We start from the raw sequence: 20,655 nt of genomic DNA, 5'->3' as shown, positions 1-20,655 counted from the left end.
CGATCACCCGTCGGATGCGGCGAACCCGGCCGCCCGTGGAGCCGGCGGCGCGGCCGTCCGCGCTGACGTCGGCGATCCGGCTGAGGCCGCAGACCCGGCCGTCGCGCCGACCGCCGACGACCAGGCGCGCCGCAACTCAGCCTCGTCGTAGACCCGCTCGGGTCGGATCACCCGGTCGTCCTCGACGAAGTAGAACACCGCGTCGATCTGCTCGGCCGAAACACCGGCCCAGCTCGCGTACGCGAGGCGGTAGAGCGCGAGCTGGGTCTGCTTGAGCTCGAGGTCGCGGGCGTCGCGCGGGGCGCGGCCCGTCTTCCAATCGACGACTTGGTAGCGGATGCCTCGCGCAGCCTCTGCCGACCCCGGCTCGACCTCGTAGACGGCGTCGATCTTGCAGATGAACACGTGCGCGTCGATCGGCAGGTGCAGTTCGAGCTCGACGGCGACGGGCCGTCGCCCGCCCCACTCGGACCGCTCGAACGTCGCCTGCAACTCGCGCATGCGGGCAGTGTCGAGTTCGCCGTGCGAACCCGCGACCGCCGACTCGTCGGCACTCGCCACCGCATCGGCTAGGTCGAACGCGTCGATCGCCGCTGCCTCGCCCGCACCGGTCGAACGGTGCTCGACCCAGCGATGGAACAGCGTGCCCAATCGGGTCGCGCGGTAGGGTCGCTGCGGCATCGGCCGGGCGAGTTCGGCGGTGACCGCACCCGGGTCGTCGACCCAGTCCTTGAAGCGCGACGCCGACACGCGGGTCGGCATCGGCGCGGCCTCGGGGCCCGCCAAGCGGCGGCGGCGCTCTTCGAGCAGCGCGTCGAGCTCGGCGCGCAGCCGCGGGCCGATGCGGGCGCCACTCGGCCCCTCGGCCGCTGATCGCACCGCGGCGGCCGCCGCCTCGACGGCCGCGCGTCTCGGCCCGAGCGGATCGAGCGGCCAGCGCACGACCGAGGCGTCGGCCGTGCGCGGGTTCTCGTCGTCGACGGGGCGCACGGGCAGCGCGTCGCCCGCGGTGATGCCGAGCGCGACGACCTCGCGCAGGTAGCGGCTCGGCTCGCGGGGCGCCTTCTGCGTCGACCACCACGAACCGCTGAGCAGCAGGTCGGAGCGGGTTCGCGTGAGCGCGACGTAGGCGAGCCGACGTTCTTCCTCTTCGTACCGCTCGCGGTTCTCGGCCTGGTAGGCCGTGAACGCCTCGTCGAACTCGTGCTGGCTCTGCACGCCCTGCCACGCGAGGTCGGGCAGCTCGGCGGCATCGCCCTTGAACGCGTTCGGCAGTTCGCCGAAGGCGAGCCATCCCCTCGTCGACCGCGGCGCGGCCGGAAGCTCGTCTTCGACCAGCCGGGGCACGGCGACGACATCCCACTCGAGGCCCTTCGCCCCGTGGATCGTGAGCACCTGCACCGCCCCGGGCTCGGGATCGTCTTGCCGGGGCGCGAGCCGATCGCGTTGCTCGGCCTCGTGCAGCCAACCGAGGAACGCGCCGAGGGTCGGATGCTCGGCGACGTCGACGAAGCTCGCCAGCAGGTCGTCGAACGCCTCGAGGCTCGGTGCGCCGAGCGGCCGGTCGCTGTTGGCGGCCACCTCGATGTCGAGCAGCAGCTCGTGCTGCACCAGCCCCACCAGGTCGACAAGGCCGACGCCGGCGCGGCGGCGCAACGCCTGCAGCTGGGCGCCCGCGCGACGCATCCGCGCGAGCCCCTCGGCGCTGAACGCAGCGAGTGCGCGGTGTTCGTCGGGCGACGAGAGGAGGAAGTCGAGCGCGTCGACGATCGACGGCGACTCCTCGGCGGCGAGCGAGCCGCGGAGCCCGTCGCGCACGTCGTCGTCGAGCCGCCGACTCGCGGTGTCGCGCTCGGCGAGCCAGCGCGCGAGGCCGCGCAGCGCGGCGAGGTCGGCAGCACCGATGCGCCACCGCGCGCCGGCCAGCAACCGCACGAGCTCGGCGCCGGCCGTCGGATCGTGCAGCACCCGCAGCGCGCAGACCAGGTCGGCGATCACCGGCTGGTCGAGCAGCCCCGCGATGCCGAGCACGTGCACCGGGATGCCGCGCGCGGTCAGCGCCGAGGTGAAGACGCCGGCGTTCTTCAGCGTGCGACACAGCAGCGCGCCGCTGCGCAGGCCGCCGGCGCCGCTGCCCGTCGCGCCATCACCAGCCGCGCGCCGATCACCGGCACCGCCGCGGCCGAGCCGGGCGGCGAACCAGTCGGCAACTCGCTCGGCCTCGGCCTCGATGGTCTCGGCCCAGGCCACCTCGAGTCGTCCGGGCACGGCGAACGGCGACGGGCTGAGCGGTGCCTTCGGCACCCCGCCGCCGAGGGGCGCGATGATCGCGTTCGCCGCGTCGAGCACCACGCGCGGGTTGCGCCAGCTCGTCGACAGGTCGAAGGTCGCGGCATCCGCCTCGGGCGCGAAATCGCGACCGAACCGCGCGAGGTTCGCCGCGCTCGCCCCCCGCCACCCGTAGATCGACTGATCGGGGTCGCCCACCGCCATCACCGGGGTGCCGCCGAACAGGGTCGCGAGCAGGCGCGTCTGCACCACGCTCGTGTCTTGATACTCGTCGAGCAGCACCGAGCGGTACCGGTCGCGGTATTCGGCGACCACGTCGGGGTGGCGCGTGCAGATCTGCAGCGCCAGGGCCACCTGGTCGGCGAACTCGACGTAGCCGCGCTGCTGCTTCGCCGCGGCGTACGCGTCGGCGAGGTCGAGCAGCGGCGGCAGCGCATCGACCACGCCGAGCGCCGCCGTGAAGGTGTCGAACGGGGTGCGCTTGCGGGGTCGGCCGATCGGCAGATCGTGCATGGCGAGGAACCGCGCCGCCATCGCGCGCACGTCGCGGCTGTCGGCGACGTGCTCGGCGAGCGCGCGACTGAGCGCGAGCACCGCCTCGGTCACCCGATCGAGCGACACGTCGAGCTCGACCAGGCGCGGGTCGGCCGATTCGGCCGCCACGCGCCTCGCGAGCTGCCAGGCGGATGCCTCGCCGAGCACCGCGGCGTCGGGCTCGCGCCCGATCAGCAGGGCGTGCTCGCGGTAGATCGCACTCGCGAAGGAGTGGTAGGTGCCCACGGCCGCCGCCTCGAGCGGATCGAGCTCGATCGCGGCGATCCCCGCCGCGACGAGCTGCCCAACGCGCTCGCGCACCCGATCGGCGAGCTCGCCCGCCGCCTTGCGGGTGAACGTCAGCCCGAGCACCTGCGGCACCTCGACGAAGCCGTTCGCGAGCAGCCACACGACCCGGTTCGCCATCGTCTCGGTCTTGCCGCTGCCGGCGCCTGCGACCACGAGCGCGCGCCCGCGCGGGTCTGCCTCGATCACCGCCCGCTGCTCGGGCGTCGGCTCGTGCAACCCGAGTCGAGTCGCGATCTCGGAGGCACCGATGCGCACGCTCGGCAGCGTCGTCCCGCTCATGCCGACACCGCCGGAACGAGCTGCACCCGATAGATCCAGTCGCCGAAGCGCGACCGGAACCCGACCTCGCCGGGCGCCTCGAACTCGGCCGCCGCCATCACGTGCGCGAGCTGCTCGAGCCGCTCGACGAACGCCTGCTCGGCCTCATCGTCGAACGGCTGCTGGGCGAGCTCGGTGAACGCCCGCCCGCGGGTGGGCCGGCCGACGTAGACGAGTTTCGCACCGCCGTGACGGCCGCCGTTCGGCGCGGCACCGCGCCGCGCCGCGAGCTGGTAGGCGGCGAGCTGGGGATGCACAGCGGTCTCGGCTGCGGTCGGGGTGCGACGCCCGGTCTTCAGGTCGACGATGACGGTGGTGCCGTCGGGCGACACCTCGATGCGGTCGATGGTGCCCGACAGCTTCACCCGGCCCACCTCGAGCGAGAACCGCCCCTCGGCGCCGAGCAGCACCTTGCCCTCGTCGGCGAACGACTGCAGGTACTCGGCGGCGCCCTCGGCCATGCGGCGGGCACCGCGCAACTCGCGCTCGGCGACCCACCCGGCTTCGAATCGCAGCTGCCGCCAGCGCTCTTCGACAGCGGCCCAGATACCGTCGATCGTGACTTCCTCATCGGGGCGCGCCCCGGCCTCTTCGACGACGGCGTGCACGAGGGTGCCGATCGACGCCGCCACACCCGACGGCGGTGATGCGACGTGGTCGACGAACCAGCCGAGTGCAGACTCTTCTGCTCGGTCGATCTGCGACGGCGAGACCGGCACCCGGGCTTCGGGGTCGCCCTCGAGATCGATCACGGGCGCGGTCGTCGAGGGCTCGCGCAACCCGTACCACTCGTCGGGGTGGGCGCCGGGCACCCCCTCCTCGGCCAACCGAGCGAGGGCGGCCGCCGCCTCGGTCGACACCCCCGAGCCGATCGCAGCCGACTCGACCGCCTCGCGCCGCAGGGCGCCGACCAGACCGCGCAGGTGCAGCGGTCGACGCCGAGCCGCCCGTACGCGGGTCTCGGCGAAGCCCATGAGCGACGACGGCTGCTCGTCGTCGTTGGCCGTGCAGGCGAGCACGAGCTGCCGGCGGGCCCGCGAGGCGGCGAGTGCGAACAGTCGCAGCTCGTCGGCCTGCACCGCCCGCCGTGCATCCTGCGCCGACTCGGCCGTCGGCAGCGGCGCACCCGAGCGCACGGCGGCGACGACCGCGGGCAGGCGGCCGGCGTGCAGGAGGGTGCCGCGCGGCCGCAGGTTGGGCCATACGCCGTCTTGCAGGCCGGCGATGACCACGACGTCGAACTCGCGCCCGACCAGCGCAGCCGGCGTACCGACGAACACCGCGTCGGACGACCGGCGCGGCGCGAGGGTGTCTTCGGGCAGTTCGCTCGCGAGCTGCTCGTCGACGAACCGCACCGCCGCCGCGTCGGGCTCGCGCTCGACGAAGCGCTCGGCCGCCGAGAACAGCGCGACGACTGCGTCGAGCGAGCGGTTCGCCTCGGTCGCGATGACGCCGGTGCCGGATGCCTGGGAACCCCACTCGGCGGCGAGCCCGCTGCCGTCCCACAGGCTCCACAGCACCTCTTCGATCGTGCCGCCCGACGCCGCCGTCGTGCGCGCTGCGGCGAGCAGCTTCGCCAGCCGTGCCGCGCGTCGCGCCGGCGCCGCGTCGATCGTCTCGAATCCGCCGGGCGCCCCGAGCGCGTCGACGAGGAGCTCGTCGCCGGTGCGCTGACCGCCTGCCGCGAGCTCGTCGTGTCGCAGCGCGAGCCGAAGCCGGCGCAGGCCCACTCCGTCGAGCCGGCCGATCGGCCCGGTCAGCAGCGCCACGGCGTGCTCGGCGGTGAGCTGATCGCGGCCGAGCACGACGGCGGCGGCCATCAGCAGGGCGGCCGCCGCCGGTGCGTCGCGCAGCGCCTGCCGCGTCTGCGAGTCGCCGGTCGGCACGTCGGCCAGCGCGAGGCCCCGCACGAACGCGGGCACGTCGCCGCCCGAACGCAGCACGACGGCCATGCGCGACCACGGGACATCGTCGATCAGGTGCCGCTCGCGCAGCACCGCCGCGGTCGACTGGCACTCGGCCGCGTGCGACGGCGCCTCGATGCCGAGCACCGCCGCGAGCGGGTCGCCATCGGGGTCGGCGGCCTCACGCTCGAACCGGTGCCCGCCGCCGAGCGCAGCCCCCACGTGCTCGACCGTGCGGGCGACGAGCGTGCGGGTGGCCGCACGCCCCCGGTGCCGACCGGTCAGGACGAGTCGCACGGCCTCGCCGCCGACCAGGCTCGGCAGCGCGCCGAGGAGTTCGGGCCGACCGCCGCGGAACCCGTTGCCCGCGACATCGGGGTCGCCGAACGCGACGACCGCCGCACCCCGGGCCGCGAACGCGGCCAGCAGCGATGCCGTCGCCTCGGTCGCCTCCTGCGCATCGTCGACGACGATCAGCCGCAGCCGGGCGAGCGCGCCGAGCGCAGCCTCGGCGTCGGCATCGCGACGGGCGGCACCCACGATCGCCGCCGCGAACGCGCCGAGCTCGGCGGAGTCGAACGACGTCGGCCGCAGCGCGTCCTTCACCTCGGCGTACTCGGCGAGGAACCGGCCCGCCGCCACCCACTCGGGCCGGTCGGCACGTCGGCCGAGCTCGGCGAGGCCTCCGCCGTCGAGCCCGTGCTCGGCCGCCCGCATGAGCAGGTCGCGCAGCTCGGCCCGGAACCCGCGCAGCCGCCGCACGTCGGGGCCGAACGGCTCGGGCCACTGCGGACCCCCGCCGTCGCGGATGCCGCCCTCGAGCAGCTCGGCGATGAGCTGGTCGTGCTCGGCGCCCGTGAGCAGCGACACTCCGCGGCCCGTGTACGCGCGCACGAGCTGGAACGCGATCGAGTTCGCGGTGCGCGCGAGCGGCCCCCTCGTGGTGACCTCGAGCCGCACGGCGAGCGCATCGCGCAGCGCGGTCGCGGTGCCGCGGCTCGGCGCGATCACGAGCACCTCGTCGGTCGAGTAGCCGAGCCGGGCGACCCGGTCGGCGACGAGCTCGATCGCGAGGGTCGTCTTGCCCGAGCCCGGCGCGCCGAACACCGCGGCCGAAGCGCCGTCGGGCAGGCCGAGGACGCGATCGCGGTCGACGTCGCCGGCGCGCGACGCGATGACGGTGCGGTGGGTTCCGCGGTCGGGTTCGGGGAGCATGGCGTCACCGTACCGGGTTCCGCCGACAGTGAACGCGACCGGGCGTCGGCGCGGTCTGCCATAGTGTTGGCACCAGCGTTGACAGCACGAGGAAAGGCGCACCGTGGACGTTCGTATCGGCATCCAGGACTCCCCCCGCGAACTGGGATTCGAGACCTCCCAGTCCGCTGCGGAGGTCGAGCAGGCGGTCGCGGCCGCGCTCGGCGGGCAGGCCCCGCTCCTGCGACTCGAGGACGTCAAGGGCAGCGTCTACCTGGTACCCGCGGCGGCGCTCGCGTACGTCGAGATCGGCTCCGAGGAGTCGCGTCGGGTCGGGTTCGTGGCCTGATGGAGCTGCTGTTCGTCACCCTCGGCGGTGCGATCCTCGGGCTCGCCGCGCGTTATGCGCTCCCCCGTCGGCAGACCTACGGCACCGTGCTCGTGCCCGCCGTCGGCGCGGGCGTCGCGGCGGCGGTGTGGGTGGTGCTGACCTGGTTCGGCTGGCCGTGGGACGGCGGCTGGATCTGGGTCGTCTCGCTCGTCGCCGCCGGCGCGATCTCGGCGCTCACGGCGCTGCTCATCGGCCCGCGCCGCGAGCAGTCCGACGCCGAGCTCTTCGAGCGCCTCTCGCGGCCGGGCACGGCGGCGCGGCGCGCCTAGCGCGCCCGGGCGAGCCCGGCGCACGGCGTTCGCGCGGTTTCGGCGCGCGCGTCGCCTCGACATGGCGATGCCGGATGTCGCGCAGCGCGACATCCGCCTCGTTCTGCCTGCGCAGCTCAGGCCGTGAGGCCGAGCGCGTCCATGCGGCGCGTGTGCTCGGCGATGAGCTCGGTGAAGACCGGCTCGACCGCCTGATCGTCGCCGCCCGTGCGCAGGGCCGACTTGGCCACGAGCAGCGTGTCGCCGACGAGGCTGCGGCCCCAGAGGGCGAGCCGATCGGCCAGGCCCGGCACGTCGGCGATCGCCGACGAGAGCTCGCGCACGAGCACTCCGCCCGCACCGGCCTCGTCGAGCACCTTGCGCACGCGGGAACCGAGGTCGCTCGGCAGCCCCTCGGCGAGCCGGGCGAAGAAGTCGTCGAGGATTCCGCTCGTGACGTGGATGCCGAGCAGCAGCTCGTACCAGTCGTCGCCGCTCGTGATCTCGCGGAACCGATCGGTCGCCGCGGCGAACGGCTGCATCATCGTGACCGGTTCGACGCCCTCGCGACGCAACTCGGCGATGAGCGCGTGATGCTTGCGCAGGGCGACGCCGGCCGCGGCCGACAGGCCCTCCTTCGCGCCGAGGTCGGGTGCGGTCGTGACCGCGCGCGAGAGCCCCTCGAAGAACTCGAGCTGGATCGCCGCGGCTTGCCCGAGGAACGCGATCGGCTCGGGTGCGAGGTCGGTGAAGTCGACCCGCACCAGCTCGGTCGGCACGACCGAGGGCCGCAGGCCGGGCTCGGGTCGCGCCCTGCGCCTGTTGGACCACCACACCACCCCGCCAGCATACCCGGGGCGTTATCAGGGGTCTCAGCTAGGCTGGTGCCGTGCGCGGACGACGGATCCGCCACCGTGCGCCTGGACGAGACAGGGCGCACCTCCCCTTCATCGACAGGCAGAACACGGATTTGAGCACTTTCGCAGACCTCGGCATCGCGTCCGACATCGTCGACGCCCTCGCCGGCAAGGGCATCACCGAGCCCTTCCCCATCCAAGAGCAGACCATTCCGCTCGCCCTCTCGGGGCAAGACATCATCGGCCAGGCCAAGACCGGCACCGGCAAGACCTTCGGCTTCGGCCTGCCGCTCATCCAGCGGCTGGGCGACGCACCCGAGCCCGGCGTCAAAGCGCTCATCGTCGTGCCGACCCGCGAGCTCTGCGTGCAGGTGACCGAAGACCTCGAGCTCGCTGCATCGAACCGCCCGACCGGCATCGTGTCGATCTACGGCGGCAAGGCGTACGAGGGTCAGATCGAGCAGATCAAGGCCGGCGCCCAGATCGTCGTCGGCACCCCGGGTCGCCTGCTCGACCTCGCCGGCCAGCGCCTGCTGTCGCTGAAGGACGTGCACGAGATGGTGCTCGACGAGGCCGACAAGATGCTCGACCTCGGCTTCCTCTCCGACATCGAGAAGCTGTTCGCGCAGACGCCGGCGAACCGCCACACCATGCTGTTCTCGGCCACCATGCCCGGCCCGATCGTCGCGCTCGCGCGCCGCTTCATGTCGAAGCCGATCCACATCCGCGCGAACGACCCCGACGAGGGGCTGACGCAGGCGAACATCAAGCATCTCGTCTACCGCGCGCACTCGCTCGACAAAGACGAGGTGATCGCCCGCATCCTCCAGGCCGAGGGCCGCGGCAAGACCGTCATCTTCACACGCACCAAGCGCGCGGCGGCGAAGCTCGTCGAAGAACTCAACGACCGCGGCTTCAACGCGGCGGCCGTGCACGGCGACCTCAACCAAGACCAGCGCGAGCGCGCCATGGCGGCCTTCAAGGCCGGCAAGAAGGACGTGCTGATCGCCACGGATGTCGCGGCTCGCGGCATCGACGTCGACGACGTGACCCACGTCATCAACCACACCATCCCCGACGACGACAAGACGTACCTGCACCGCGCGGGCCGCACCGGCCGTGCCGGCAAGACCGGCATCGCGGTGACGTTCGTCGACTGGGACGACTTGCACAAGTGGGCGCTCATCAACCGCGCCCTCGAGTTCGGGCAGCCCGAGCCGACCGAGACCTATTCGTCGAGCCCGCACCTGTTCACCGACCTCGACATCCCCGAGGGCACGAAGGGCCGGCTGAAGCCCGCGGCATCCGCACCCGCGACCCGCTCGGCGACCGCCGGGCGCAGCGAGTCCGCCGGTCGCACCCAGTCGCCCGCGCGCGGCGAGGCAGGCGACCGCGCACCGCGCACGCGCCGCCGCACGCGCGCCGGTCAGGCGTCCAACCCGACGGATGCCTCGTCGGCGACGTCGCCCGCCGCGGGCACCGCGCCCGACGCACCGCGCGACCCGGGTTCGGGCACGCACGACGGCAAGGGCCACGAGCACCACGACGGCAACGCGGCACCCCGTCGTCGCCGTCGCCGCCGCGGCGGTTCGCGTACGGGCGGCGGCCAGGCCCCGGCCGCGCCGCAGGCCTGACCCGCACCACGATGACCGGATGCCCCGGAGGAGCCCCGCTCCTCCGGGGCATCCGTCGTCTCACCGTGAGGCAGGCTCGCGCGACTGAGTCAGGTTCGCGGGACCGAACCGGACTCGCGCCACCGAGGCAGATTTGCGGGACTGAACGCGATTCACGTCGCGCTCAGTCCCGCAAATCTGCCTCGGTGCAGTGCCTGCTGCTGCGCAGAGGGGCGGACGCAGGTCAGGGCAGGACCGGCTGCGACCCCGTCGCCTCGGCGACGATGCGCGCGACGATCTCGGGCGGCGTGCGGTGCTCGCCGAGCCGGTTCTGCTTGCCCGCGCCGTGGTAGTCGCTCGACCCCGTGACGACGAGCCCGAACCGGTCGGCGAGCTGGCGCAGCCGGGGCTTCGCCGCGGCCCGGTTCTCGGGGTGATCGACTTCGAGGCCGAAGAGTCCGGCGTCGACGAGTCGTGCGAGTCGCTCCTCGGGCAGCAGCCGCTCGACGCCGCGGGTGCCCGGGTGCGCGAGCACGGGCACGCCGCCCGCGGCGCGCACGAGCCGCACCGCGGTCAGCGGATCGGGCGCGTAGTGCGGCTGCGCGTACACCGAGCTGTGGTGCAGGATGCCCGCGAAGGCCGCCGACCGGTCGGCCACGTGCCCGCGCGCGACGAGCGCGTCGGCGATGTGCGGGCGCCCGATCGTCGCTCCCTCAGCGGCCTGTGCGAGCACGTCGTCCCACGTGAGGTCGTAGTCGGTCGAGATGCGCCGCACGATCTCCTCGGCGCGGGTCAGCCGTGACTCGCGGATGCGCGCCGTCTCGGCCAGCAGCGCCTCGTTGAGCGGATCGATCAGATAGGCGAGCAGGTGCACGCTCGTGAAGCCCTCGCGGGTCGACAGCTCCATGCCGGGAATCAGCGCGACCCCGGTGCCCGGCACAGCGGCGGATGCCTCGGCCCAGCCCGCGGTCGAGTCGTGGTCGGTGAGCGCGATCGCGGGAATCCCGGCCTCGGCGGCCTCGGCCAGCAGGTCGGCGGGGGCGACCGTGCCGTCGGACACGGTCGAGTGCACGTGCAGGTCGGCCTCGCCGATCGGCGGGACGGGCGAGGTGCCGGGGGCCATGCGCCCATGCTAGGCCAGCGGCGAGATGCACGGCCGACTCCCAGCCGATGGTCGGCGGGCCTGCGGCCGGCGCAGCGCCCGCGTGGCCTAGGTTGGAGGAATGCTCTCGCGCGTCGTCGGCCTGGTCGTCGTCGCGCTCGCCGCCCTCGCGGCCGCGATCCTCGTGTGGCCGCAGGCGGTCGGGTTGAACGACCAGTGGGTCGCCGCGCACATCGTCGCCCTGCGCGGCTCGGCAGCCGCCGTCGCGGTGGTCGGCGCCGTGGTGCTCGCGCTCGTCGCGCTCATCCGCCCGCTGCGTCGAGTGGCGGTCGCGCTCACGGTCGTCGCGGCCCTGTTCGCGGTCGCGAACGTCGGGATCCTCGCGGTGCGCGGCTTCGGCTCCGGCGGAACGACGACGGATGCCTCGCAGCCGGCGTCGGGCGAGGCATCCGACCCCGAGGCATCCGACCCCGAGGCATCCGACCCCGAAGCATCCGACCCCGAAGCATCCGACGAGGCATCCGACGAGGCATCCGGCCCGATCGATCACGTGACCGTGCTCGCCTGGAACACCCTCGGCGAGGTGCCCGAGGCATCCACCATCGCCGAGCTCGCGCTGCGCGAGGAGGCCGACGTGATCGTCCTGCCCGAGACCACCGACCCGCTGGGCGAGGAGATCGCGGTCGCGATGCGCGACGGCGGCCGGCCCATGTGGGTGCACACCTCGGCCTACAGCGAGGAGCTGAAGGCGCAGTCGACGACCCTGCTGATCAGCCCCGAGCTCGGCGGGTACGAGGTGACGACGCCCGACTGGCCGGGGCCGCCCGACAACACGAACACGGTTCCCACCGTCGTCGCCGAACCGGTCGACGGCCAGGGGCCCCGTATCGTCGCCGCGCACGCGGTCGCGCCGATCCGCTGGGAGCTGCGCAACTGGCGCAGCGACCTCGACTGGCTCGCCGAGCAGTGCGCGGGCGACGACGTGATCATGGCGGGCGACTTCAACGCGACGCTCGACCACTTCGCCGGTCGCGGCGTCGACGGCGGCGACCTCGGACGCTGCCACGACGCGGCGCTGCAGGCCGGCGCCGCCGGGCTCGGCACGTGGCCGACCAACCTGCCCCAGGTGCTCGGCAGCCCCATCGACCACGTGCTGGCGACGCCCACGTGGCGCACCGTGCGGTTCGAGGTGCTGGGCGAGTTCGACGACTCGGGCAGCGATCACCGACCCGTGGTCGCCGAGCTCGTGCGCGCGCACTGATCGGGCGTCGCGCACCCAGCCGCCGGTGCGAGAATGGACGCCATGTCCGAGACCACCGACACCACCACCGTGCCCGCCGAGCCGACCGGCATCGAGTCGACCGAGGAGTCGGGCCGCAACGCGAACCGGTCGACGACGCCGACGAGCGAGGGCTTCAAGCAGTACATCGGCAGCGGCTGGGCCGAGCGCGACGAGGCGCTCCCCGCCGCCCGCGAGGCGGCAGCGTACGCCGCGCGTCGACGCGCCGCCGTGTCGGCCGCCTTCCCGGGTCAGCGTCTGATCATTCCCGCGGGCGACCTGAAGCAGCGTGCGAACGACACCGAGTATCCGTTCCGGGCGCACTCCGCCTTCGCGCACCTCACCGGCTGGGGTTCCGACTCCGAGCCGGGTGCCGTGCTCGTGCTCGAGCCCGAGGGCGGCGAGGGGCACGTGGCGACCGTCTACTTCCGCGAGCGCGCCGGCCGCGACACCGAGGAGTTCTACGCGAACCCCGCGATCGGCGAGTTCTGGATCGGCCCCCGCCCGTCGCTCGCGCACGTCGCGGCCGACCTGGGGGTGGCCACGCGCGATCTGAGCGAGTTCGGCACCATCGTCGACCGCGTCGACACGTCGACCCTCGTGGTGCGCGAGGCCGACGCCGAGCTCACCGAGCGCATCGACCACGCCCGCATCCGCTACGCCGCAGAGCAGGCGCTGTCGACGAACGCCCAGGACGCCCCGTTCTCGATCGAGATCGGCGACGACCACGCACCCGACGGCGAGCTGCTGCGGGTGCTGAGCGAGCTGCGCCTCGTCAAGGACGACTACGAGATCGGCCAGATGCGTGCCGCGATCGACGCGACCGCGCGCGGCTTCGGCGAGGTGCTGCAGGAGCTGCCGCGCATCACGAGCGAGGTGCGCGGCGAACGCGTCATCGAGGGCGTCTTCGCGACCCGGGCCCGCCTCGACGGCAACGACGTCGGCTACGGCTCGATCGCCGCGGCCGGCCCGCACGCGACGATCCTGCACTGGACCCGCAACGACGGGCCCGTGGTGCCCGGAGACCTGGTGCTGCTCGACGCGGGCGTCGAGATGGACAGCCTCTACACGGCCGACATCACCCGCACCTTCCCGGTGAACGGCACGTTCTCCGACGTGCAGCGGCTGGTCTACGAGGCGGTGCGCGAGGCGGCCGATGCGGCGTTCGCGATCGTGCGCCCGGGCATCGTGTTCCGCGAGGTGCACGCCACGGCGATGCAGGTCATCGCGCGCAAGACCGCCGAGTGGAGGTTCCTGCCGGTGTCTGCCGAGGTCTCGCTCGAACCCGAGAACCAGTTCCACCGCCGCTACATGGTGCACGGCACGAGCCACCACCTCGGCCTCGACGTGCACGACTGCGCGCAGGCCCGCCGCGAGCTCTACATGGACGGCGTCATCGAGGCCGGCATGGTGTTCACGATCGAGCCGGGCCTGTACTTCCAGCCTGACGACCTGACCGTGCCCGAGGAGTTCCGCGGCATCGGCGTGCGCATCGAGGACGACATCCTCGTCACCGCCGACGGCGCCGAGAACCTCTCGGCCGGCATCCCGCGCACGGCCGACGAGGTCGAGGCCTGGGTGCGCGGCGCGCAGGGCTGAACCCGCTTCGGCTGGGACGGGTCATTCGACCGAGAGCCGTTCGATCCCGTCCCAGTCGGTGAAGCTCAGCTCGAGCTCGAGCCGTTCGCCGCGCACCGCATCGGGCACGGCGAACTCGTGGGTATGCGATGCGAGATCGGCCGTGCAGACCGCTCCCCCGGTCGTTCCGAAGCGGATCGCCGCGCTCGCACCCTGCCACTCGATCGACTCGGCGACGGCGTGACAGCTGGAGCTGCCGATGGTGACGACGGCCAGCACGCGACCGTCGTCGAGCAGCAGGGCGCGCGGACCATCCAGCAACGGGTCGTCGAGCACGAGGTCGTCACCGGGCGCCGGGTCGCCGGGGGATCGCGATTCGATCGGATCGGTCGGGAAGGGAGCGTCGGTCGGCAATCCCCGGTGCTCGCGCAGGACGTCGGGTTCGCCGCGATAGTCGTGGTCGGCGACATTCGGCGTGCAGGCGGTGAGGGCGGCGAGTGCGGCGATCAGCGCGGGGATCGCGAGCAGCATCGGCGCGGGTCGGGCCATGCCTCCAGCGTCGCGCCACGGCGCACGCGGCGCAATCCAACGTTTCGGGGCATCCGTTCGTCAGGGATGCCACTCAACGAGTCGCTCCTCGGCGACGTCGCAGGGCGGGCCTTCGGCCGCCACCATGGTCGCGCGTGAGCCGCGCGCTCGCTTCGGCTGAGACGGATGCCCCGGGCCTCGCGTATGGCGAGAGCCCGGGGCATCCGTGGTGCCGAGCGCCCTGATCAGGCGCGGATCGGCTCGTCGGCGCGAGCCGCGTCGTCGACGCCCCGCGGGCCCGTGGCGTCGGGGCGATCGCCGAAGACCGCGAGCAGCACGAACCAGACGATGATGAGCAGCGACGCCGGGTAGAGCACCTGCTCGGGTGCCCAGTTCGCGATGAACGAGAATGCGCCGAGCCAGATGCCGCTTTGTCTGCGACCACCGGTCCCGATGCGCGCCCGCTGCGCGCCGACGCGCGCCGCAACCGCGACCGCCTGCTCGAGGCCGCCACCGCGGCCCTCTCCGATCGCGACCGCACTTTCTCGCTCGAGGGCGTCGCGCCTGGGTGCTGCGCTACGCCGAGTTCGCGACCATGAAGCGCGGCATCATCGACATGCTGCGCGACGACGCCGGGGCGACGGGTTCCCGAACTCGGGCACGCGCGAGCGCATCAGCTCGGCGATCGGGCCGATTCTGCTGGCCGGTGCCGATTCGGGTGCCTTCCGCGCCGGGGTCGACCCCGACGACGTGACCGCGCTGCTGCTCGGCGTGTTCCTCTCGACCGGGTTGGATCCGTCGTCCACCCGCACCGAACGCGTGCTCGACCTGGTGCTCGACGCACTGCGCGCACCCGGTCGCGCGTAGCGCCCGCGGCTCCCGACCGGCTCCATCGGGTGGGCAACGAACGCCCCACCCACGCCGTTCACGCGCGTTCTCTGCCCACTCGATTCCGAGACATTCGGATGCTCGCCGCATCCGGCGGGCGACGAACACGACTCAAGCGCCGATAGTGAGCCGCGGGTCGCGCGTCATGCAGATCACGCGCACGCCGTCGTCGACCTTCGGGTCGCCCGTTCGCCGGAAGCCGTGCCGGCGATAGAACGCCTGCGCCCGAGGGTTCGCCTCGGCGACCCAGAGACCGACCACGTCGTCGGGATCGATGACCGAGTCGAGCAGCGCCGGGCCGGCACCCGATCCGTGGTGCGCGGCGAGCATGTAGATCAGGAACAGCTGCCGCGACCACGGCGACTCGGGCTCGAGCGGCGGCCCCGACATCGCGACGCCGATGATCTCGCCATCGCGAACTGCCACGAGTGCGCGGTTGTCCGAGTACCGCGGATCGGTGAGCGCCGCCGCCCAGAACCGCTCGCGGCGCTCGAGCAGGTCGGGTGCGTCGAGCACCTCGTCGCGCATGAGCCCGCGATACGTCTCGCGCCACGACTGCACGATCACGGCGGCCATCGCCATGGCATCGTCGGGGTGGGCTTGGCGCACGGTCACCGACGTCGCGCGGTCAGCCACGACATCACCGACTCGACGGGCTCACCGGGCGGTGTCGCCGTCGGAGGCGCCGCCGGGCTCGGACGGCGCGGTCGCATCCCCGGACTCGGCGGCAGCGTCGGCCGGGTCGGGCGCGTACTCGCCGTACTGCGGCCTCGCGGGCCGGGATGCCGCGGCGTCGGCCTCGGCCTTCGCGCGCTTCGCGGCATCCGTCGCCTCACCGTACGTGCGGGGCGCCGGCGAGGCATCCGACCCGGTCTGACCCGCCGTCTGCCCGGCCGAACCGGCCGAACCGGCCGACCCGGCGGCCGACCCGCCCGGCGCACCCGGCGCTGCCGAAACCGCAGGCCCGGCGATCGGCGCGTCCACCCCGAGCACGGTGCGCGCCCGCTCGACGTGCGCGGGCTCGGCGATGATCGCGTAGCGCGTCGCGATGACCTGCATGGTCGACGTGAAGTCGCGGCGGCGGCGGTTGATCGAGTACGAGACGAGCCCGAAGATCATGCCGAACCCTGCGCCGATGAGGATCGCCGACCCGAGAATGCCGAGCCCCGCGCCCGTCGGAGAGAAGATGAAGAACAGCAGCCCGAGGAACGTGCCGAACCACGCGCCCGACAGCGCACCGCCGCCGGCGACCCGCCCCCACGTGAGCTTGCCCGTGATGCGCTCGACGCTCGTGAGGTCGGTGCCGACGATCGAGAGCTCGGAGACCGGGAACTCGGCCTTGGCGAGCCGGTCGACCGCGGCCTGCGCTTCGGGGTACGTCTCGTAGCTCGCGACCGTCTCACCCTTCGGCAGGGAGGGGAACTGCTGCGCCGCACGGGCGCGGAACGGCGACGGGCTGCTCATCGGCTCATTGTCGCATGCCCGCCCGCACTAGAGTCGGTATGTGAGCGCCACGAGAGTCTTCGTCGCCCGACTCGCCGGGTGCGCCGTCTTCGACCCCGCCGGCGATCGCGTCGGGCGGGTTCGCGACGTGCTCGTCGTGTACCGCAAGAACAACCCGCCCAGGGTCGTCGGCCTCATCGTCGAGATCCCGGGCAAACGCCGCGTGTTCCTCTCGATCGGGCGAGTGACCTCGATCGGCGGCGGCCAGATCATCACGACCGGGCTCATCAACCTGCGCCGCTTCGAACAGCGCGGCGGTGAGGTGCGCGTGATCGCCGAGATGCTCGGCCGCAAGGTCGCGTTCAACGACGGCTCGGGCGAGGCGACCATCGAAGACGTCGCCATCGGCGAGCAGGAACAGGGCGAGTGGGAGGTCGAGCAGCTCTTCGTGCGCCGCCCCAAGGGCGCCTCGCCGTTCTCGAAGGGGCAGTCGGCGTACGTGACGTGGCGCGAGGTGCGCGAGCTGAACGCGCCCGGTGAGGCGCAGTCGGCCGAGCACCTCATCGCGACCTACTCCGAGCTGAAGCCCGCCGACCTGGCGAACACGCTGCTCGACCTGCCGCCGCAGCGGCGGCACGAGGTGGCTGAAGAGCTGCCCGACGACCGGCTCGCCGACGTGCTCGAAGAGATGCCCGAGTCCGACCAGGTCGACATCATCGCCCAGCTCGACGACGACCGGGTCGCCGACGTGCTCGATCAGATGCAGCCCGACGACGCGGCCGACCTCATCGCCCAGCTTCCCGACGACCGTCAAGAGCACCTGCTCGAGCTCATGGAGCCCGAAGAGGCCGAAGACGTGCGCATGCTGCTGAGCTACGCGCCCGAATCGGCCGGCGGGCTCATGACGACTGAGCCGATCATCCTCTCGGCCGACGCGACCGTGGCCGAGGGGCTCGCGATGATCCGCCGGCACGACTTGCCGCCAGCGCTGGGCGCGGCGGTGTGCGTCACGCTGCCTCCGTACGAGCCGCCGACCGGGCGGTTCCTCGGCATGGTGCACTTCCAGCGGATGCTCCGCTATCCGCCGCACGAGCGGCTCGGGTCGCTCATCGACCAGGGGCTCGAACCCGTGCGAGCCGACACGTCGGCGGCCGAGGTGAGCCGCATCCTGGCCAGCTACGACCTGGTCTCGGTGCCGGTCGTCGACGAGAAGCATCGACTCGTCGGGGTGGTGACCATCGACGACGTGCTCGACTACCTGCTTCCCGAAGACTGGCGAAGTCATCCCGACGACCAGGAGAATCTGGCGCGCCGCGCCACCGCGCGGGCGCAGCTGACCACGGGGAGCATCCCCATCCCAGGCGGAAGGAGGGCAGGAGATGGCACGCGCTGACGTCGAAGACCGCCGGTTCGAGACCCCGAAGGGCACGCGTCGATCCGTGCCCTTCCGCGGGAGCAGCGACAGCGACCGGTTCGGCCGGGCCACCGAGGTGATCGCCCGCGGCATGGGCACGCCGTGGTTCCTGCTCGGGCTCACCCTGTTCGTCGCCCTGTGGATGCTGTGGAACACCATCGCGCCCGCCGATTGGCAGTTCGACCGCGCCGACTACGGGTTCATCGCGCTGACGCTCGTGCTCTCGCTGCAGGCGTCGTACGCGGCGCCGCTCATCCTGCTGGCGCAGAACCGCCAAGACGACCGCGACCGCGTGCAGATCGAACAGGACCGCCAGCGCGCCGAGCGCAACCTCGCCGACACCGAGTATCTCGCCCGCGAGGTGGTCGCCCTGCGCCTCGCCGTGAAAGAGCTCGCGTCGAAGGACTTCATCCGGCAAGAGCTGCGGCAGGTGCTCGACGAGCTCGACCGCCGCGACGACGAGCAGCAGGAGGCCGCCGAGCATGCCCGCTGAGGGCGGGGACACGACGGGCGCCTCCGCGACCGGCACCGACCTCGAGCGCGGCGTCCTCGCCGCGCTCGCCTCGGTGATCGACCCCGAGATCCGCAAGCCGATCACCGAACTCGACATGGTCGCGGGCGTCGAGGCCGGTGCAGACGGGCGGGTGCGCGTCGACGTGCGGTTGACGATCGTCGGATGCCCCGCCAGCGACCGCATCGAACGCGATGTGCGGGCGGCCGCCGAGCAGGTCGCAGGGCCGGGCAACGCCGACGTCGTGCTGTCCGTCATGACACCCGCGCAGCGGCAGGCGCTGACCGAGAGGCTGCGCGGCGGTCGGGCGGCTCGCACCAATCCGTTCGGCCCGGGCACCCTCACCCGCGTGATCGCGGTGACGAGCGGCAAGGGCGGGGTCGGCAAGTCGACGATCACAGCGAATCTCGCGGTCGCGCTCGCGGCGCGCGGGCTCGCGGTCGGGGTCGTCGACGCCGACGTGCACGGGTACTCGATTCCCGGCCTGCTCGGGCTGGTCGACGATCGCGGCGACGCGGTGAAGCCCACCCGGGTCGATGACATGATCCTGCCGCCGGTCGCGCACGGAGTGAAGGTCATCTCGATCGGCATGTTCGTCGAGGCGCCCGAGGGCGGCCGCGCGTCATCCGTCGCCGTCGCCTGGCGCGGCCCCATGCTGCACCGCACGTTGTCGCAGTTCCTCACCGACGTGTACTTCGGCGACCTCGACGTGCTGCTCGTCGACCTGCCGCCGGGCACGGGCGACATCGCGATCTCGCTCGGTCAGCTGCTGCCGAACGCCGAGGTGGTGGTCGTGACGACGCCGCAGCCAGCCGCCGCCGACGTGGCCGAGCGGTCGGGCGTCGTCGCCCGCCAGACCGGCCAGCAGGTCGTCGGCGTGGTCGAGAACATGGCCGGGCTTCCCGCCCCCGACGGCAGCGTGCTCGAGCTCTTCGGCGCCGGCGGCGGCGCCGAGGTGGCACGCCGGCTCTCGGAGGGGCAGGACGAGCCCGTGCCGCTGCTGGCGAGCGTGCCGCTCAGCGTCGCACTGCGTCGCGGCGGCGACGACGGCCTGCCGGTCGTCGCGGCCGAGCCCGACGATCCGGCGGCGCGGGCGATCGAGCAGGTCGCGGCCGCGCTCGCGGCACGGCCGCGCTCGCTGCAGGGGCGCCGGCTCGACGTGTCGGTGCGGTGAGCGAATGCCCCGGGGTCGCATCGCGCTCGGGGCCTCGGTCGCGCTGGTCGCGATGGCGTGCGCGCTCGTCGGATGCTCGGGCGGCGGCGATCCCGGTGGCGATCCCGGCGGATCGGGTGATCCCGCGGCGCTCGACGGCATCACGGCTTCGGTCGGGCAGGGCCGAGTGGATATCTCGGGCGGCCGCATCTTCGTGCTCGTCGAGAACGGCCGCGACGACGAGGTGACGGTGCGCTCGGTCGAGGTGCGCTCCCCCGGGTTCGAGCCGGGCATGGCGAAATCGACGCCGACCGGGTTCGCGCCGGGGCGGGCGATCGCGATCCGGCTGATGCCGACCGACGCGGTGTGCACCGAGCCGGTCGCACCGGTCACGGTCGTGCTCGATGTCGAGACGGCCGCGGGCGCGGGTCGCGGTGAGCTTCCCGCCGAGGATGCGTTCGGGGCGCTGCAGCGGGTGCAGGATCAGGCGTGTCTCGCCGAGTCGGTCGATTCGGTCGCGGTGATCACGCTGCCCGAGCACCTGCGCACGAGCGGGTCGGGAGCCGGTACGCGAGCGGTGATCGACGTCACCGTCGTGCCGGCGGGCGGCGGCGGGTCGGTGCACGTGACGGGCGTGAGCGGCACGACCCTGCTGAACGCCGAGGACACCCCCGACTGGACGCTCGACGTCGAGATCGCCGGTTCCGACCCGCCGTCGATGATCGAGCTGCCGGTGAGGCCGAATCGCTGCGACGCGCACGCCGTCGCCGAGGACAAGGTGGGCACGATCCTGCCGTTCGAGGTGACGACGAGCGATGGACGCTCGGGCCAGCTCGGCATCAAGGCCGGCGACACCCTGCGCGCCGACCTCTACGCCTACTACGCCGAGCGCTGCGGGCTGCCGGCGGGCTAGCGCTCATCCGTCGCGCCGATCACGCCCGCCGTTTGGACACGATTCGGCGGCACCTCTGGATTCGACCCGCCGAAACGCGTCCAAACGGCGTGCGTGGGGTGGGGGTGGGCGCGCGGGACGGGGTGGGGCGTGGGACGGGGTGGCGCGCGGGACGGGGTGGGGGCGGGCGCGCGGGACGGGGTGGGGCGG

General features: G+C 73.2%; 18 protein-coding genes. 10 read left to right on the top strand and 8 right to left on the bottom strand.

The annotated features are described in order from the left end of the window. Positions 1-3: 3 nt before the first annotated feature. Entirely contained in the window at positions 4-3,411 is a 3,408-nt protein-coding gene (locus FLP10_RS14850) for an ATP-dependent helicase (protein WP_149161581.1), read from the bottom strand. Next, the gene (locus tag FLP10_RS14845; RefSeq protein ID WP_168209208.1) at positions 3,408-6,569 is read right to left on the bottom strand and encodes a UrvD/REP family ATP-dependent DNA helicase; all 3,162 of its coding nucleotides are present in this window, start codon (positions 6,567-6,569) and stop codon (positions 3,408-3,410) included. Before FLP10_RS14845 ends, FLP10_RS14850 begins: the two co-directional genes overlap by 4 nt. A 103-nt stretch (positions 6,570-6,672) precedes the next feature. Between FLP10_RS14845 and FLP10_RS14840 the strand changes: the two genes are divergently transcribed. Both FLP10_RS14840 and FLP10_RS14835 read left to right on the top strand, forming a co-directional pair. Continuing rightward, positions 6,673-6,897, top strand: a complete 225-nt coding sequence (locus tag FLP10_RS14840) for a DUF3107 domain-containing protein (RefSeq protein WP_149161579.1) — start codon at positions 6,673-6,675, stop codon at positions 6,895-6,897. After that, a complete protein-coding gene (locus FLP10_RS14835; RefSeq protein ID WP_149161578.1) occupies positions 6,897-7,208 on the top strand; it encodes a hypothetical protein in 312 nt (103 codons plus the stop codon). Before FLP10_RS14840 ends, FLP10_RS14835 begins: the two co-directional genes overlap by 1 nt. 116 nt (positions 7,209-7,324) lie before the next feature. Here FLP10_RS14835 and FLP10_RS14830 read toward each other — a convergent pair whose 3' ends face one another. After that, positions 7,325-8,026, bottom strand: a complete 702-nt coding sequence (locus FLP10_RS14830; protein WP_246150038.1) for a ferritin-like fold-containing protein — start codon at positions 8,024-8,026, stop codon at positions 7,325-7,327. A gap of 131 nt (positions 8,027-8,157) precedes the next feature. Here FLP10_RS14830 and FLP10_RS14825 point away from each other — a divergent pair, with 131 nt between their 5' ends. Then, a complete protein-coding gene (locus FLP10_RS14825; RefSeq protein WP_149161577.1) occupies positions 8,158-9,678 on the top strand; it encodes a DEAD/DEAH box helicase in 1,521 nt (506 codons plus the stop codon). 223 nt (positions 9,679-9,901) lie between these two features. Here FLP10_RS14825 and FLP10_RS14820 read toward each other — a convergent pair whose 3' ends face one another. Further along, a complete protein-coding gene (locus FLP10_RS14820; protein WP_149161576.1) occupies positions 9,902-10,780 on the bottom strand; it encodes a PHP domain-containing protein in 879 nt (292 codons plus the stop codon). 100 nt (positions 10,781-10,880) lie between these two features. Between FLP10_RS14820 and FLP10_RS14815 the strand changes: the two genes are divergently transcribed. Beyond that, positions 10,881-12,020, top strand: coding sequence for an endonuclease/exonuclease/phosphatase family protein (locus FLP10_RS14815; RefSeq protein ID WP_149161575.1), 1,140 nt, complete (start codon positions 10,881-10,883; stop codon positions 12,018-12,020). A 42-nt stretch (positions 12,021-12,062) separates the two neighbouring features. Then, on the top strand, positions 12,063-13,637 hold the full coding sequence (locus tag FLP10_RS14810) for an aminopeptidase P family protein (RefSeq protein WP_149161574.1): 1,575 nt from the start codon (positions 12,063-12,065) through the stop codon (positions 13,635-13,637). A gap of 21 nt (positions 13,638-13,658) precedes the next feature. On the opposite strand, the gene FLP10_RS14805 is transcribed toward FLP10_RS14810, so the two are convergent. Beyond that, positions 13,659-14,165, bottom strand: coding sequence for a hypothetical protein (locus tag FLP10_RS14805; protein ID WP_149161573.1), 507 nt, complete (start codon positions 14,163-14,165; stop codon positions 13,659-13,661). Between the two features lie 224 nt (positions 14,166-14,389). Continuing rightward, positions 14,390-14,521 carry a hypothetical protein gene (locus FLP10_RS17870; protein ID WP_281286433.1) on the bottom strand — a complete coding sequence of 44 codons (132 nt, stop codon included), beginning with the start codon at positions 14,519-14,521 and terminating at the stop codon, positions 14,390-14,392. Positions 14,522-14,543: 22 nt separating this feature from the next. On the opposite strand from FLP10_RS17870, the gene FLP10_RS17895 reads away from it, so the two are divergent. Continuing rightward, positions 14,544-15,011, top strand: a complete 468-nt coding sequence (locus FLP10_RS17895) for an SbtR family transcriptional regulator (protein WP_342780545.1) — start codon at positions 14,544-14,546, stop codon at positions 15,009-15,011. Positions 15,012-15,143: 132 nt separating this feature from the next. On the opposite strand, the gene FLP10_RS14795 is transcribed toward FLP10_RS17895, so the two are convergent. After that, entirely contained in the window at positions 15,144-15,668 is a 525-nt protein-coding gene (locus FLP10_RS14795) for a GNAT family N-acetyltransferase (RefSeq protein ID WP_246150037.1), read from the bottom strand. A 21-nt stretch (positions 15,669-15,689) separates the two neighbouring features. Next, the gene (locus FLP10_RS17630; RefSeq protein WP_210418414.1) at positions 15,690-16,496 is read right to left on the bottom strand and encodes a YflT domain-containing protein; all 807 of its coding nucleotides are present in this window, start codon (positions 16,494-16,496) and stop codon (positions 15,690-15,692) included. Between the two features lie 40 nt (positions 16,497-16,536). Here FLP10_RS17630 and FLP10_RS14785 point away from each other — a divergent pair, with 40 nt between their 5' ends. Genes FLP10_RS14785 through FLP10_RS14770 form a run of 4 tightly spaced genes read left to right on the top strand, consistent with a single transcriptional unit; the run spans position 16,537 to position 20,466 of the window. Further along, positions 16,537-17,868, top strand: a complete 1,332-nt coding sequence (locus FLP10_RS14785; RefSeq protein ID WP_149161572.1) for a magnesium transporter MgtE N-terminal domain-containing protein — start codon at positions 16,537-16,539, stop codon at positions 17,866-17,868. Continuing rightward, positions 17,855-18,382, top strand: coding sequence for a DUF1003 domain-containing protein (locus tag FLP10_RS14780; RefSeq protein WP_149161571.1), 528 nt, complete (start codon positions 17,855-17,857; stop codon positions 18,380-18,382). The genes FLP10_RS14785 and FLP10_RS14780 overlap by 14 nt, the downstream gene beginning before the upstream one ends. Then, positions 18,372-19,574 carry an Mrp/NBP35 family ATP-binding protein gene (locus tag FLP10_RS14775; protein WP_149161570.1) on the top strand — a complete coding sequence of 401 codons (1,203 nt, stop codon included), beginning with the start codon at positions 18,372-18,374 and terminating at the stop codon, positions 19,572-19,574. Before FLP10_RS14780 ends, FLP10_RS14775 begins: the two co-directional genes overlap by 11 nt. A 4-nt stretch (positions 19,575-19,578) precedes the next feature. Then, positions 19,579-20,466 carry a hypothetical protein gene (locus FLP10_RS14770; RefSeq protein WP_149161569.1) on the top strand — a complete coding sequence of 296 codons (888 nt, stop codon included), beginning with the start codon at positions 19,579-19,581 and terminating at the stop codon, positions 20,464-20,466. Positions 20,467-20,655 lie beyond the last annotated feature (189 nt).

The sequence above is a fragment of the Agromyces intestinalis genome, assembly GCF_008365295.1.
GTDB classification, from domain to species: Bacteria; Actinomycetota; Actinomycetes; order Actinomycetales; family Microbacteriaceae; genus Agromyces; species Agromyces intestinalis.
Note: the sequence above shows the minus strand (reverse complement) of the source record. Positions and strands in the feature narration are given on the sequence as shown.